Genomic DNA, 13,670 nt, shown 5'->3' with positions numbered 1-13,670 from the left:
ATTAATTCTTGTCCCTCACTCCCTCATCTCCCTCATCTCCCTCATCTCCCCCTGCTCCCCCTACTCCCCCTACTCCCTACTCCCTACTCCTCACTCCCTTCTACCCAATTAACTAGCGTCCGAACGCCGTAGCCAGTTGCCCCTGCGCCGTTGTAGCCATTTTCTTTATCTGTCCACACTGGGCCAGCAATATCTAAGTGCGCCCAAGGTGTATCTTTGACGAATTGCTTAAGGAAAAGGGCGGCGGTAATGGAACCACCTGGACGCGGGCCAGTATTTTTCATGTCCGCAATGCCAGACTTTAGCCCTTCAAAATATTTTTCTTCCATTGGCATCCGCCAAATCTTTTCTCCTGAAGTTTGGGCAGCTTTCTCTAATTGAGAAGCTACAGCATCATCGGGAGTATACAAACCAGCAATATCTTCACCCAAGGCTATGACGTTAGCGCCGGTTAGGGTGGCTAAATCGACGATCGCATCTAATCCCAATTTGTCGGCATACACTAAGGCATCTGCTAGGGTCAAACGTCCTTCTGCGTCGGTGTTGTTCACTTCGATTGTTTTGCCGTTTGATGCTGTAAGAATATCTCCAGGGTGCATGGCGCGACCGCTAATCATGTTTTCAGTCACAGCCGAGATGAAGTGAACTTCGGAATCTGGCTTAATTTGAGCAATTGCTTTTGCCGCACCCAAGGTTGCTGCTGCACCGCCCATATCAATTTTCATGGTTTCGATGCCGCTACCAGCACCTTTAATGTTGAGTCCGCCGGAATCGAAGGTTAAACCTTTGCCAATAATTGCTAGTTTCTTTTTGGGTGTACCTTCTGGTTTGTAAGTCAGGTGAATAAATTTAGGTGGCAAATCCGAAGCTAGGGCGACTCCCAAAAAAGCACCCATGCCCAACTTTTCACAGTCTTCTCGTTCCAAAATTTCTAGTTGCAAACCGTGATCCTTGGCGATCGCTTGAGCAGTTTCCGCTAAAGTAATTGGTGTTACTGCATTAGCTGGTGCTGCTACTAACTCCCGTGCCAAGTTTACGCCTGACACAATTTGATTAGCGCGGGTGATAGCTGCTTCTTGTCCACTGAATCCTAGTAATTCTACGGTTTCTATTTGTGAACCTTTATCTTCAGGTTCTGATTTAAAGCGATTATCTTGGTAAAGCGCCAATTCTACACCTTCTGCGATCGCTTGGGCGCTTGCGGCTGGATCGTTATTCCACAATGGGAAATTCAATCCCAAAATTTTGCTTTTTTGCTTTTTTGCCACTCTGGCTACAGCAGCAGCAGCGCGTCGCAAAGTGTCGATTTTTAGTGCATCTGGTTTACCTAAGCCTACCAAAATCAATTTCCGCACTGGGCTACCAGGATTTACACGCGTGAAAATAGTACTGTTGGCTTTACCTTTAAATTCTTCTTCAGCAATTAATTCTTTTAATACCCCGGAAAACTTTTGATCTAAAGTTGCCAATTCTCCAGTTAACTCTACTGCATCTTCAAATAATCCAATTGCCAAACTGTCGCCTGCCCACTCTAGCAAAGGCTGATCACTAAGTTGAATTGTCATGTTGGGATTTTGTGTAAATATTCCTTCTTGTACCAGTATTGCTCAAAATTCTTGTTTAATGGTGAGGGGAGTTGGGAATGGGGGAGATAAGGAAGCAGAGGCCAGTAGTTATAATGTTAGCGCTGAGAGTGTCAATCGATAATACGCTTGAAAATGTATGAAGTTTTAACCATAATAAATTAGTGGAATGGCAAGTTGAGTTTCATGATGATTTCGAGTCTGAGTTCGATGCTCTACCTCAAGAAGTAAAAAATGAGTTGCTTGCTACGGCTCAGGTATTAGAAATGTTTGGCCCACAAGCAAAACGTCCTCATGTTGATACGCTCAAAGGGTCAAAGTACGGAAACATGAAAGAGCTACGATTCTCAACTTTTGGTGGTGTTTGGCGTGTGGCATTTGCTTTTGACCCATTGAGACAAGCCATTTTATTGGTTGCAGGTGACAAATCCAGCGTTATCTAACAACTTTTTTATAAACACTTAATTCAAAAGGCTGATACACGGTACAAGAGCCATCTTAAAAAACTAAAAGAAGAAGGGTAAGAAGAATGGGCAAAAGCCTAAGAGAAAAAATTAAAGAACAGCCAATAGAAAACCAAATAAAAATTGAAAGCCGCGCTCAGGAATTAATATCTCAGGAATTAACTAGGCAAAAACTTAAATTAGATAAAAGGAAAAGGTTTAAAAAAAGAGAGGTAGTTATTTTTGGAAAAAAATTAATGATAGAACATTAATTTAGTAAGACACTAGACAAGCCTGCCAAGCCGTTGGAGTTTAGCAGGCTTTAAAGTTATTAAAAATGGCTAATTTTGTGTCTGAATACTGGTAAACTCCACTTTTTACCTCCTCTGCCTAATCCCCTATACCCCAATTGCATTTTTGTCAATATTAAATTTGCTGGCGATCGCCTCTATTATTTCTTGCTCAAGTGGTGTAGTCTTATTGTCAAGCTGGGCAATTTTGTAACACTGAGCTAACAAAGGTATGGCAAAATCACGATTTAGCTGATTGAGGAGTATATTTAAAGACTTAGGCGATTTGATATTTTGGGCAATAGCATCTAACGAGGTAGGACTGAGTTTTACAGCTTGTAATTCTGGCAACATTTCTTCCAAAGTCTTATCTGGATTACTAGCGAGGATCATGTGAACTAAGATTTGATCCATAACGGCTTCTTGAGCGATCGCACTTTCTAAATACTTTTCACTCTCTGCTTTTAATGTTGCTAGTGTCTGTGGCGATGCAAGCGAAGTTGATTCATCTAGCTTGGCTTCATAAAATCGACAAGCAGCATATCCCAATGAATAAATCATCGTTGCATTTGAACTAGCTCCTATTACTGCACCCGCTAAGGGTATATTTCGCAGCAAGCCTAATCCCGCAGCTTTTAATAGACGGCCTCCACCCAAGCCTAGACCAAAAATTGCCAAAATTTCACCTTTACGCGCAGGATCTCTTAAATCTAGCCCGTAGACAGATGCAATTTGATAAAGCATTTCTGACTGTATTTTAGTTGTGGCTGTTAAATCAATTGCCAACAATGCAACTGCTATTCCTGGTAAAACACTTGTTGCTAATCCAACTGTGCCTGCTTGAGTTGCTTTTTCTACCATGATTCGGTGAGCAATCTGGCTAGCTGATTCATTTGGATACTGTTGTTTGAGCTTGTTTACCGCCGCTTCTGCTTTTTCCAAATCAACAGCGTCAGTAGTACCAATTAGCCAATTTAAATTTAATACTCCAGATAGGTTTCTAATCAACCAATTTTCGCTCAGGCGATTCACAACTTGACCGCTAGTTTGAGTTGTTTGCTCAATAAACTTGTGTGTTTCTTTCGCTGTCGTTTCTCCCACCTCTACTGCTGTGTCTAAAACTGCTTTGCCAGTCTCAGCAACAGTTTTAATAACAAACTCTACTATAGACGGTTCATTTTCTACTGATGATTGAGCCTGAATTTGTCCTTCTGAAATTTTTCTGGGTGAATAAACTGATTTATTCATTTCTATTTCTTGTGATTTGTCTGCCATTGCTTGACACCATCTTGTAAAACCTCTCTCTTTTGGTTGTAACGAAAGTATGAGTGGCTTGACATCTTCCGACAAGTACAACTTTTCTGAGCAAATAGGAATTATTCTGATCCTTAACTATAGACATCCGAATGGTGACACAGGTTCTGATTTTATAACTGATAACCTAATGTCAACAACACTTTACCTTCTAAAATAGTAAGTATTTCTGGAGTCAGAGTGGCCACTTTTCTTTGCAATCTTGTTTTATCGATTACCCATGTGGTTAAGCTTTTTAAGGATGTAAATTATTATTTGAAGGTCACGAGATAATTTAAATGTCCTTTACCCTACCTTTTCACAGAACAAGGTAAATGAAAGGTTGTAAACCGCTTGAATTTATATGTAGCACATTATTTACTTCTTAACTCTACCTATATCAACATTACTTTCTAAAAAGTCGTTATCTTTAAGAATTTCATAGAGATTAATATCTTCTTCTAGCAAGCAAGCGTGTCCACAATGGGGCAATACCACAATTTTGGTATTTGGTAAGATATTCCCTATCCGCTTTACTTCAGTTACAGAAGGTAAAAGGCGATCGCTACCACCAGCAATCAGCAAAACTGGTTGAGTTAATCGACCTAACTGTTCGTTATCAATATCAAATTCTCGCAGTAAAGACAACCGCCAAAGAACGGTTTCTGGCGGCACAGAACGCATAGTTTTTAGCAATTCATGGCGATCGCTTTGAGAAATGCGTGGCAAAGATGCTATAAATGGCAACAAACCTAGTGCGCCAACATCATACAGCTCTGATGGTACTAAGTAAGTTATTTGCGATGCCCAATTCAACCAAGGGCGAAGACGAAAGGAAGAAGCTGGGTTAATTAAGATAATTCGCTTAAATAAATGCGGCGTTTGGATTGCTACTTTCATTGCCAAGCAACCACCAAACGACTCACCACACAGATAAACTGGCCTCTGAGAGCTTTTTTCTAATTCGGCATAGATTAAGTCCAATACACTTTTCGCTAGCACATCCCAACTGTTAAGGTCTTTGCGTGGGATCGCTAAACAACGGACATCAAAGCCAGTTTCTAATCCAGCCGTTTGCGATCGCAATAGTTGACCAGTTCCATCCATTCCTGGCAAATATACTAACAGGGGATACTCTGGCTTAACTCGTTTAGGAGTTAGAAAACAAGGATTTAGCTCAACTTCTTGAATAGTCATTGGTCATTGGTCATTAGTCATTGGTCATTAGTCAATGGTATAAAACTTTTGGATTGCTGATTGTTGCTGTTACAAGCTTCGGTACTTTTGAGCAAAAGCAAAAAAGGTATCTGAACAAGCTAACTGTTAGTTGTGAAGACAATCCAAAATCCAAAATAAAATGCCTCTAATAGCAACCTTGACGCAGTAAGGTACTAATTTCACTATGACAGTGTTCCGTCAGTTCAGCCACAACAGTTCTGGCTTGCTTGCCGTGATATTTTTGATGATGTTGGGGCGTAATCCAATAAGGGCGACCGATTAACACTGCAACCCGACGATAAAGTACCAGAGGATGCCAACCACTTTGGTTAAATAAAGGTTCTGAAGGGTCAAATAGACTCAAAAGCCTCAAGGGGAAGCCAGAAGTGTTTACTTCTTCTAAGGAAGCGATCGCGATCGGCAAAATTGCTAAATCCTGCACATCAGCCCGTAATGCCAAATGGGCAAATCCCCGTTGAAATTCACCCACCATGTTTGGCACAGTAAATTTCACCATTGGTTCAGTTCCTTCTGGAAATACTCCTACCATCTGCTTGGACTGCAATAGCACCTGCGACTGCGAAAAAAAGCTTTGCTGACGGTTTTGAGTTTCTTCCAAAGGAAAACACCCCAATTGTCCGGTGACAATCTCCCGCATTACTGGCACTTGTCCCATGTAGTGATGGCAAGCAAAGCGAATCGGATTCGATAACGCTGCCATTAAAATTAGTGCATCCATAAAGCTGCGGTGATTGCTGACTACCAAAACGCTGGCATCCTGGGGAATGCGATCCTCGTAATAACGAAACATTTGGGTTGAAAGTGCCGCCACCAAAGCACGAGAAATCTCTAGGGGGCTATTTCGACTCATACCTAATCAATATATTTTTCCGGGAAATATGACAGTTTATCTTAATTTAATTTTTACATTTCTTTACGACTGCCATGACCGTCTTAAGATAGAAATATCTAATCTACAAAACCAGATAGATTTTCCGGATTCTGGATTATGTATTTTTGATCACAATATTTTCTAATAGAAAGTATACAAAAAAATTATGAGAATGATTTACTGTTGTAGGCAAAAATGAGTTGAATTGATGCATATTACAAAACAATTTTTGATCTGAAAAGTTTGCTACTATTGAGGTATTATTGGAAAAAATAGAAATAATATTGTATAATTACTTGGTTTTTCCAATAAAAGTAAAACGTTTTATAAGTTAATTTTTATTTTGCATGAATCTAGTGAAAAAAAAAGAAAAGACATTTGCACTAACAACACCACTATATTATGTAAACGATGTGCCCCATATAGGCAGTGCTTATACAACGATCGCAGCAGATGTAGTGGCGCGATTTCATAGGCTCTTGGGGCATCAGGTATTACTAATTACAGGTACAGATGAACACGGACAAAAAATTCAGCGATCGGCAGAAACTTTAGGCAAAGCACCACAAGAGTTTTGCGATGAAATTGTCCCTAGCTTCGTTAATTTGTGGCAAATACTGGATATTCAATACGATCGCTTTAGTCGGACTACTGCATCTCGTCATGAAGCGATCGTCAAAGAATTCTTTAATCGAGTCTGGAAATCTGGTGATATTTACCAGGGGCAACAAAAAGGCTGGTACTGCGTATCCTGCGAAGAATTTAAAGAAGAACGGGATTTGCTAGAAGGACACCGTTGCTCGATTCATACTAATAAAGAAGTGGAGTGGCGAGACGAGCAAAACTATTTTTTCCGCTTATCAAAATATCAAACTAAGCTAACAGAATTTTACCAATCTAGACCGGATTTTATTCAACCAGAAAGTCGGCGCAATGAAGTTCTCAACTTTGTAAATCAAGGTCTGCAAGACTTTTCCATTTCGCGGGTAAATCTAGATTGGGGTTTTCCCGTACCTGTTGATCCCAAGCACACCCTCTATGTCTGGTTTGACGCGCTGTTAGGTTATGTAACAGCATTACTAAAACCAGATGCAGAACCAACTTTAGCAAATGCCTTAGAAACATGGTGGCCGATTAACTTGCACCTAATTGGTAAAGATATTCTGCGCTTCCATGCAGTTTACTGGCCAGCAATGCTGTTGTCAGCTGACTTACCCTTGCCAGATCAGGTATTTGGGCATGGCTTTTTGACTAAAGATGGTCAAAAGATGGGCAAAAGTCTGGGTAATACCCTTGATCCTATAGCGTTAGTTCAGCGGTATGGTAGTGATGCCGTTCGTTATTACTTCCTTAAGGAAATCGAATTTGGCAAAGATGGAGATTTTAATGAAGTAAGGTTCATTAATGTTCTGAATGCAGATTTGGCAAATGATTTAGGTAATTTGCTCAATCGCACCTTGAACATGGTGAAGAAATACTGTGCCCAGAATAATGTCCCATCAATCGGCAATGAAGGAATTTCTGACGAAAATCCATTGAAAACAATTGGTTTACGTCTAGGGGAGAATGTAAAACAAGCATATCAAGAGCTAGCTTTCAGTGAAGCCTGCGAGGCCATCCTTTCATTGGTGCAAGCCAGTAATAAGTTTATTGATGAACAGGCTCCTTGGTCATTATATAAACAGGGACAGCAGGAGTCGGTGGAAAAAGTTCTATACGCAGTTCTAGAATCGGTTAGACTAGCAGCTTATCTGCTATCCCCAATTATTCCGAACATCAGTAGCAATATTTATCAGCAGCTGGGCTTTGGAATAAACTTTAACGATCAAATACAAAGTTCAATCACCGCTCCTTTTGCCACCCATGCAACATGGGGGATACTATCTAGTAAACAACAGTTGGGTACAGCCCAACCGATTTTTAAGCGAATAGAACCCCCAAAAAACGATTAATCCTTATCAAAGTCTGATTTTGTTCAATTTCTTATTTTCTCAAAAAATTTATCGGGGCTGAACTTAAATTAGTCCCGGAGCATTATCATAAGCCGCTGTGACTAGCATCTAAAAGTTGGTAATTTGTATCAAAAATAACAGGGATAATAATTGAGGTATCACAATGATGTTGAATAATTTTGAAACCGATTCAATATTTACGCCAGAACAGGTTTTGGAGAATCGGGGTAGGGTCGCTATATTTATTGATGGCTCAAATCTATTTTACGCTGCACTGCAACTAGGGATTGAAATCGATTACACGAAGCTGTTGTATCGATTAACTGGAGGTTCTAGACTACTACGGTCTTTTTTCTACACTGGTGTAGACCGGACAAACGAGAAGCAACAGGGGTTTTTGCTGTGGATGCGTCGCAATGGCTACCGAGTCATTGCTAAAGATTTAGTCCAGCTACCAGATGGTTCTAAAAAAGCTAACCTGGATGTAGAAATAGCCGTCGATATGATGGCGCTAGTAGATTCTTATGATACCGCAGTTTTAGTTAGCGGTGATGGGGATTTGGCTTATGCGGTAAATTCAGTCAGCTATCGCGGCGTGCGGGTAGAAGTGGTGAGCTTGCGTTCGATGACTAGCGACAGCTTAATTAATGTAAGCGATCGCTACATTGATTTAGAAGCCATCAAAGAAGATATTCAAAAAACCCCTCGCCAAAGCTATCCATACCGCCCTTTATCTGGGATCGGTTTTTTGGAAGACCCCAGAACTAGTGATGGACATCTAGAAATCCAAGAATAATGGCGTATCAATTTCATCAAAGGGGGAGACAGGGCGAGAGAAAAATTAAAAATTTCTCCTCTACTCCTCCCTTCTTTATTTTCCCTTTAATTTTTTTCTTAATATTTAGTTTAGTAAGCTGTGGGGGAAAATCTCCCACAGCTTCTCAACAAAATACTACGGCTTCATCTAATAATAAAGATAGCAATTTGACTTTCTTTGATGTCACTTTAGAACAAGCAGATGAAGTAGGACGACCGATTTGGAAAGTCAGGGCTAAACAAGCACAATACACTAAAGAAAAACAAATTGGTCAAGCTGAAAGTCCTTATGGTGAACTATATCAAGATGGGAAAGTAGTTTATCAAATCAAGGCAGATGTTGCAGATATTGAACAAAATGGAAAGCAGTTATTTCTTAAAGGTAAGATATTTGCCATAGATCCTAAAAATGGTGTTGTATTGCAAGGTAATGAATTAGAATGGCGTCCTAAAGAAGATTTGTTGATTGTCCGTAACCAGATTAACGGTAGCCATAAACAACTACAAGCTGTGGCGCAGGAAGCGCGAGTCAAAACCCGCGAACAGCGCATAGAATTTTCTGGTAGGGTAGTCGCAAATTCCATAGATCCCCAGTTACAACTAAGAACTGAGCATTTAATCTGGAATATTAAAGATGAAAAATTGATTGGCGATCGGCCTTTACAAATTGACCGTTACAAAGATAATAAAATTAGCGATCGCGGCAAAGGAAATTCTGCCGAAGTCAACTTAAAAACGAAAATTGCTACTATTCAACAAAATGCTCAATTAGATTTACTAGACCCACCAGTGCAAATAACTAGTAACTCTATGACCTGGAACATGAATGCAGAAACTGTCACTACAAATTCCTCCGTGCGGATGTTCCAGCGTGCCGATAATCTTACCGTCACTGCCAATCAAGGTGAAATGAAAATACCACAAAAAACAGTTTATTTAACAGGTAACGTCAACGCCATTGGTCAGCGTCGCCAGTCTTTGAAATCTAATACATTAACTTGGTATTTAGATAATAAGTTAGTTGAAGCTCAGGGAAATGTAGTTTATCGACAAATTGACCCACGGTTAAATTTTACAGGTGAAACAGCCGTTGGTAATCTGCAAACAGAAAATATTGTTGTTAAAGGCGGTAGTTCTAGCGGTAGGGTAGTAACAGAAATCATTCCCCAAGAAAGAGCCAATCGTCAGCAGTAGAGTTAGGGGAGAAGACAGTAGGGAATAGTAAGGATGAGGGAGACAAAGCGAATAATCAATGCCCAATGCCCGATGCCCGATGCCCCATTCCCCACTCCCCACTCCCTACAAACACTAGGCTAGGATTTTAGTACTACAAATTTTCTAATAACCCATGAATGGATCAAACCGATTAAGCAAGGAATCCTTGCCAATATCCCAACAAGTAGAACATTCCCACCATCATGATACAGATCACGAGCATACAGATCATACTCATGAGGCTGGAGAGTCGGCTCATCCTCACGTCCATAGCGAAGAGTCATTACGGCGAATTGCCAATCGATTATCGCGGATAGAAGGACATGTTCGTGGTATTAAAACAATGGTGCAGCAAAATAGCCCTTGTCCTGATGTTCTACTGCAAATTGCCGCAGTGCGAGGCGCATTAGATAAAGTAGCGCGAATTGTTTTGGATGAACATTTAACTGAGTGTATTGCTAGAGCCGCACAAGAGGGTAATATTGACGTTGAAATTAAACAATTAAAGGCTGCTTTAGATCGATTTTTACCTTAAAAATTAGAAAAATAAAAAATTAACTAGCAGAACAAAGCATTTTGTAAAGATGTAATATTTGGTGTATTGACTCAGGCAAAAGGTTATTTATGCCAAAATCAAGACAAGTATTTTACGTGTTCCTTATTATGTCAACGATGCTAAAACCTCTGAAATTAATTAACTTTTTTTATCTTATTAATATCTGCGAACATTCTGCTTTGCGCTCCACTGGTAATGAAAAATCATATCAACTGAGCCTTTAGATATCACCTTTAAAAATGAATTTAAAATATAAGTTTAACTATTATTTAAATGTTAATTTAAATAAACCTCTAATTCTTTTATTACATGGCTTCATGGGAAACATTAATGAATTCGATGAAGCTATGAAAATACTAACTGAAGACTTTTCTTATCTCACCCTTGATTTACCCGGACATGGTAAAACCCAAGTTTTAGGAAGTGATGAATACTATACAATACAACCCACTGCTCAAGCAATCATCAATTTATTAGATGAATTAAAAATAGATAAATGTTACTTAATTGGTTATTCAATGGGTGGAAGGTTGGCTTTATATCTAACTCTACATTTTCCAGAACGTTTTATTAAAGTTGTATTAGAATCAGCTTCTCCGGGTTTAGCCACAGAAGCAGAACGATTAGAACGAGTTAGACGTGATACTCAAATAGCTAGAAAATTAAGCAGAAGTATTATTCAAACTGATTTTGCTGCTTTTCTTTCAAATTGGTACAATCAACCAATTTTTGGTTATATAAAAAATCATCCAGAATACGATCGCATGATAGAAAGTCGGTTACAGAATGATCCGCATGAATTAGATAAATCATTGCGCTTTATGGGAACTGGATGCCAACCTTCTTTGTGGGAAAAGCTACAAGAGAATAAAATTCCCCTGCTTTTATTAGTGGGTGAATATGATAAAAAATTTATATCTATTAATACAGAAATGGCTCAACTCTGTGAATTTACCCAACTAAAAATAATTAGTAATGCTGGACATAATATTCATTTTGAGAATACCTTGACATTTGTGGAAAATATCAAAGATTTTTTCTATGCAGCTTAAAAATTAGCATAACCTCACTGCTTTGGTAACTTCTTTACTGCCTTGCTAGAAGGAGTTGGCGATGGTGTTATCGGGGTTGTTGGTTGATTAGCTGCGGTCAATTCCTCTTGCAGCATTTTCTGATAAAGTTTAGGCAAAGAGCTACTAACAGAATTAGTTTCTATACCATATCCTAGACTTGTCCAGGTGGGAGAGAGCCGCCGCAAAACATCATTTAACTTTCCCTGACGCAATAGTTGAGAAAGATCAGCTCCCCAAACTTTAGAATCATTTAACCAACGGTAAACTACTATATCTTGATATTCTGCTTCAAAACTATAAGCAGTCCAAAACATCATCTGCATCGGTTTTGGATGATAACGGGGGGCTAAACGATACCAAGTAACGTTAATAATTTGATACCTACCAGCAGCAGTAGAACAATTACCTATGTTAGGGCCTGTAACGATTGTGACGCATATCTCAGGATGTCGGCTAAGGTCGTTGACTTGCTGCCCACCATATAATAGCGAATAGGGACGATTACCACTTGCCTCACTCGCCGAGATGGTTCGCATTAAAGCGCGGATATAGGGGTCGCCCTTTTTCATCACCAAAGGCGGTTGTTGAACTGCAAAAATTGGATCAGATGGCGATCGCAAGTCTCCAATATACCATTGCAACAAATACACAAAGCCAAGAAGCGCGGCTATTGGCCCAATAAGTTTTTCAACACCTTTGAATTCAAAGCCTTTCAGAATCCGACTCCTTCAAATTTGTTCTCTTTGCTAACAAAAATCATCGACGAACTTATTCCAGTAAAGTTCACACCTGATTGTTAGTTATCATTCCCGATTTACTCATTTTTTTAAGAATTAAGAAAAATCAGTATAAATAAGTATAACAATCAAGATACTCCCAACAATACCGATTAAGTATAAGCTCAATCGCTTCTTGTAGCATCCTACTTTTGGTAAGAAATCGCTTCCTAACTCAAATCGTGCAATTTTCGAGTTGTACTTCCAAAACTATGAGCCATAAATGCTTCAACATAAATTCATTAGAATTTAGGTAATCACGCCATAGTCACGCTGAAGCACAAAAAGTCATGATGTATTTAGTAATTAGTCATGCAAATTTAATTTTACAAGCTTGTTGAATAAAGTTTAAAAATTAAAATTTCATGACTAGTTTAATTTGCATTACTAACTATCGATATTCTCATTCTGATAAGTATTAACTGAATAATTTTTCCTCAGTTAATTAGGAAGAAACAGCTTTTTGCAATGCTATTTCTTTTAAAGAATCATGGAAAAGTATTTCCATGTAGCATTTTTTTATAATTAGAAGCTTTTTCTTACGTGTCTTCGTTGATTAAGTCCTTAGAAAATGGTTTTTAGTTTGTAATATTTGGAGCCAGTTTAAGTATGTTTGAAAGTTCTGAATTTCACCTCGATTCCTCTTTGTCATTGGATAATGCCTCAAATTGTTTAGGTAATAATTCGGTAAATCCTTTGCAAACGGATTGGACAGGATTCAATTCACATAGACTTTTAGGGTTAGCAAGCGAGACACTGAGTAACACATGGCAAAATCAAAATAACCCAACCCAAGCATTGATTTACACTCCTGGGAGTATTCTCAATATTGTTCCTACAGTGAATCAGGCAATTGATGCCACTAAAGACACCCTAACAGGATTGGTAAAAAATCCTCAGATTAATCAGATAATGGGGGTATCCTTTGGTGGGAATTATAATCATTTTGTCGCTGATAATTTGCTTAATAATTTAGCAAAACATGACTTTTCTGAAGCGCCTAATGTTGTTTTAGTATCAGGTCAAACTTTTAATGCAGCCTATGCACATCAAAATAACATCATTTATTTATCTCAGGAATTTGTAGCTAGTAATTTGAATAAGGTAGACGAAATTAAAGGGGTATTATTAGAAGAGTTTGGGCATTATATAGATACTCAAATTAATGTGCAAGATTCCCCAGGAGATGAAGGAGATATTTTCTCACGGTTAGTGCAAGGTCAATCTATCAGTAATAAAGAATTATCATCATTAAAAAGTGAAAATGATGGAAAATTTATTACTGTTAATGGACAAGAAACTTTTATTGAACAAAATACATTCCAAAGCGCAATTAGTTCATCTCCAGTCGGAGCAGGGTTTACTAAAAACAATGGTGGTTGGACTAACAATAATGATTATCCCCGAATGTTAGCTGATGTGAATGGGGATGGTAAGGCTGATATTGTTGGTCTTGGTGCTAGTTCGGTGTTTGTTTCTCTGAGTAATGGAAATGGCACATTCCAAAACGCAATTAGTTCATCTCCAGTCGGAGCAGGGTTTACTAAAAACAATGGTGGTTGG

13 protein-coding genes are annotated in these 13,670 nt (G+C 38.9%); 8 read left to right on the top strand and 5 right to left on the bottom strand.

Features of this window, described 5'->3' with window-relative positions; translation table 11 throughout:
• Positions 1 to 83 precede the first annotated feature (83 nt).
• Positions 84 to 1,565, bottom strand: coding sequence for a leucyl aminopeptidase (locus RMY00_RS04320; protein ID WP_322646362.1), 1,482 nt, complete (start codon positions 1,563 to 1,565; stop codon positions 84 to 86).
• A gap of 182 nt (positions 1,566 to 1,747) precedes the next feature.
• On the opposite strand from RMY00_RS04320, the gene RMY00_RS04315 reads away from it, so the two are divergent.
• Together RMY00_RS04315 and RMY00_RS04310 are read left to right on the top strand one after the other, a co-directional pair.
• Positions 1,748 to 2,026 carry a type II toxin-antitoxin system RelE/ParE family toxin gene (locus tag RMY00_RS04315; RefSeq protein ID WP_416212032.1) on the top strand — a complete coding sequence of 93 codons (279 nt, stop codon included), beginning with the start codon at positions 1,748 to 1,750 and terminating at the stop codon, positions 2,024 to 2,026.
• A gap of 86 nt (positions 2,027 to 2,112) precedes the next feature.
• Positions 2,113 to 2,298, top strand: coding sequence for a hypothetical protein (locus RMY00_RS04310; protein ID WP_322646361.1), 186 nt, complete (start codon positions 2,113 to 2,115; stop codon positions 2,296 to 2,298).
• 126 nt (positions 2,299 to 2,424) lie between these two features.
• Here RMY00_RS04310 and RMY00_RS04305 read toward each other — a convergent pair whose 3' ends face one another.
• From RMY00_RS04305 to RMY00_RS04295, 3 genes are all read right to left on the bottom strand, one after another.
• Entirely contained in the window at positions 2,425 to 3,591 is a 1,167-nt protein-coding gene (locus RMY00_RS04305; protein ID WP_322646360.1) for an EcsC family protein, read from the bottom strand.
• A 396-nt stretch (positions 3,592 to 3,987) separates the two neighbouring features.
• The gene (locus RMY00_RS04300; RefSeq protein ID WP_322646359.1) at positions 3,988 to 4,806 is read right to left on the bottom strand and encodes an alpha/beta hydrolase; all 819 of its coding nucleotides are present in this window, start codon (positions 4,804 to 4,806) and stop codon (positions 3,988 to 3,990) included.
• Positions 4,807 to 4,972: 166 nt separating this feature from the next.
• The gene (locus RMY00_RS04295; RefSeq protein WP_322646358.1) at positions 4,973 to 5,698 is read right to left on the bottom strand and encodes a 1-acyl-sn-glycerol-3-phosphate acyltransferase; all 726 of its coding nucleotides are present in this window, start codon (positions 5,696 to 5,698) and stop codon (positions 4,973 to 4,975) included.
• Between the two features lie 368 nt (positions 5,699 to 6,066).
• Between RMY00_RS04295 and metG the strand changes: the two genes are divergently transcribed.
• From metG to menH, 5 genes are all read left to right on the top strand, one after another.
• Positions 6,067 to 7,671 (top strand): methionine--tRNA ligase, encoded by a 1,605-nt coding sequence (metG, locus tag RMY00_RS04290; RefSeq protein WP_322646357.1) that lies wholly within the window; start codon positions 6,067 to 6,069, stop codon positions 7,669 to 7,671.
• Positions 7,672 to 7,837: 166 nt separating this feature from the next.
• Complete coding sequence (locus RMY00_RS04285; protein ID WP_109011619.1) at positions 7,838 to 8,467, top strand: NYN domain-containing protein; 630 nt, start codon at positions 7,838 to 7,840, stop codon at positions 8,465 to 8,467.
• The gene (gene lptC, locus RMY00_RS04280; RefSeq protein ID WP_322646356.1) at positions 8,467 to 9,681 is read left to right on the top strand and encodes an LPS export ABC transporter periplasmic protein LptC; all 1,215 of its coding nucleotides are present in this window, start codon (positions 8,467 to 8,469) and stop codon (positions 9,679 to 9,681) included. The genes RMY00_RS04285 and lptC overlap by 1 nt, the downstream gene beginning before the upstream one ends.
• Before the next feature lie 154 nt (positions 9,682 to 9,835).
• Complete coding sequence (locus RMY00_RS04275; RefSeq protein ID WP_322646355.1) at positions 9,836 to 10,237, top strand: metal-sensing transcriptional repressor; 402 nt, start codon at positions 9,836 to 9,838, stop codon at positions 10,235 to 10,237.
• A 260-nt stretch (positions 10,238 to 10,497) separates the two neighbouring features.
• Positions 10,498 to 11,310 (top strand): 2-succinyl-6-hydroxy-2,4-cyclohexadiene-1-carboxylate synthase, encoded by an 813-nt coding sequence (gene menH, locus RMY00_RS04270; RefSeq protein ID WP_322646354.1) that lies wholly within the window; start codon positions 10,498 to 10,500, stop codon positions 11,308 to 11,310.
• 14 nt (positions 11,311 to 11,324) lie between these two features.
• Here menH and RMY00_RS04265 read toward each other — a convergent pair whose 3' ends face one another.
• Positions 11,325 to 11,981, bottom strand: coding sequence for a glycoside hydrolase family protein (locus RMY00_RS04265; protein ID WP_322646353.1), 657 nt, complete (start codon positions 11,979 to 11,981; stop codon positions 11,325 to 11,327).
• A gap of 966 nt (positions 11,982 to 12,947) precedes the next feature.
• Between RMY00_RS04265 and RMY00_RS04260 the strand changes: the two genes are divergently transcribed.
• The coding region (locus RMY00_RS04260) for a VCBS repeat-containing protein (RefSeq protein ID WP_322646352.1) at positions 12,948 to 13,670 on the top strand (723 nt) is incomplete at its 3' end.

The organism is Nostoc sp. ChiVER01 (assembly GCF_034531155.1).
In the GTDB taxonomy this organism is placed as follows: domain Bacteria; phylum Cyanobacteriota; class Cyanobacteriia; order Cyanobacteriales; family Nostocaceae; genus Nostoc.
Note: the sequence above shows the minus strand (reverse complement) of the source record. Positions and strands in the feature narration are given on the sequence as shown.

Bases quoted from the DNA above. Each gene is read 5' to 3' on its own strand.
- RMY00_RS04295 (WP_322646358.1), bottom strand. From the start codon at position 5,698: ATGAGTCGAAATAGCCCCCTAGAGATTTCTCGTGCTTTGGTGGCGGCA.
- RMY00_RS04305 (WP_322646360.1), bottom strand. From the start codon at position 3,591: ATGGCAGACAAATCACAAGAAATAGAAATGAATAAATCAGTTTATTCA.
- RMY00_RS04310 (WP_322646361.1), top strand. From the start codon at position 2,113: ATGGGCAAAAGCCTAAGAGAAAAAATTAAAGAACAGCCAATAGAAAAC.
- RMY00_RS04300 (WP_322646359.1), bottom strand. From the start codon at position 4,806: ATGACTATTCAAGAAGTTGAGCTAAATCCTTGTTTTCTAACTCCTAAA.
- RMY00_RS04320 (WP_322646362.1), bottom strand. From the start codon at position 1,565: ATGACAATTCAACTTAGTGATCAGCCTTTGCTAGAGTGGGCAGGCGAC.
- RMY00_RS04285 (WP_109011619.1), top strand. From the start codon at position 7,838: ATGTTGAATAATTTTGAAACCGATTCAATATTTACGCCAGAACAGGTT.
- menH (WP_322646354.1), top strand. From the start codon at position 10,498: ATGAATTTAAAATATAAGTTTAACTATTATTTAAATGTTAATTTAAAT.
- metG (WP_322646357.1), top strand. From the start codon at position 6,067: ATGAATCTAGTGAAAAAAAAAGAAAAGACATTTGCACTAACAACACCA.
- RMY00_RS04275 (WP_322646355.1), top strand. From the start codon at position 9,836: ATGAATGGATCAAACCGATTAAGCAAGGAATCCTTGCCAATATCCCAA.
- lptC (WP_322646356.1), top strand. From the start codon at position 8,467: ATGGCGTATCAATTTCATCAAAGGGGGAGACAGGGCGAGAGAAAAATT.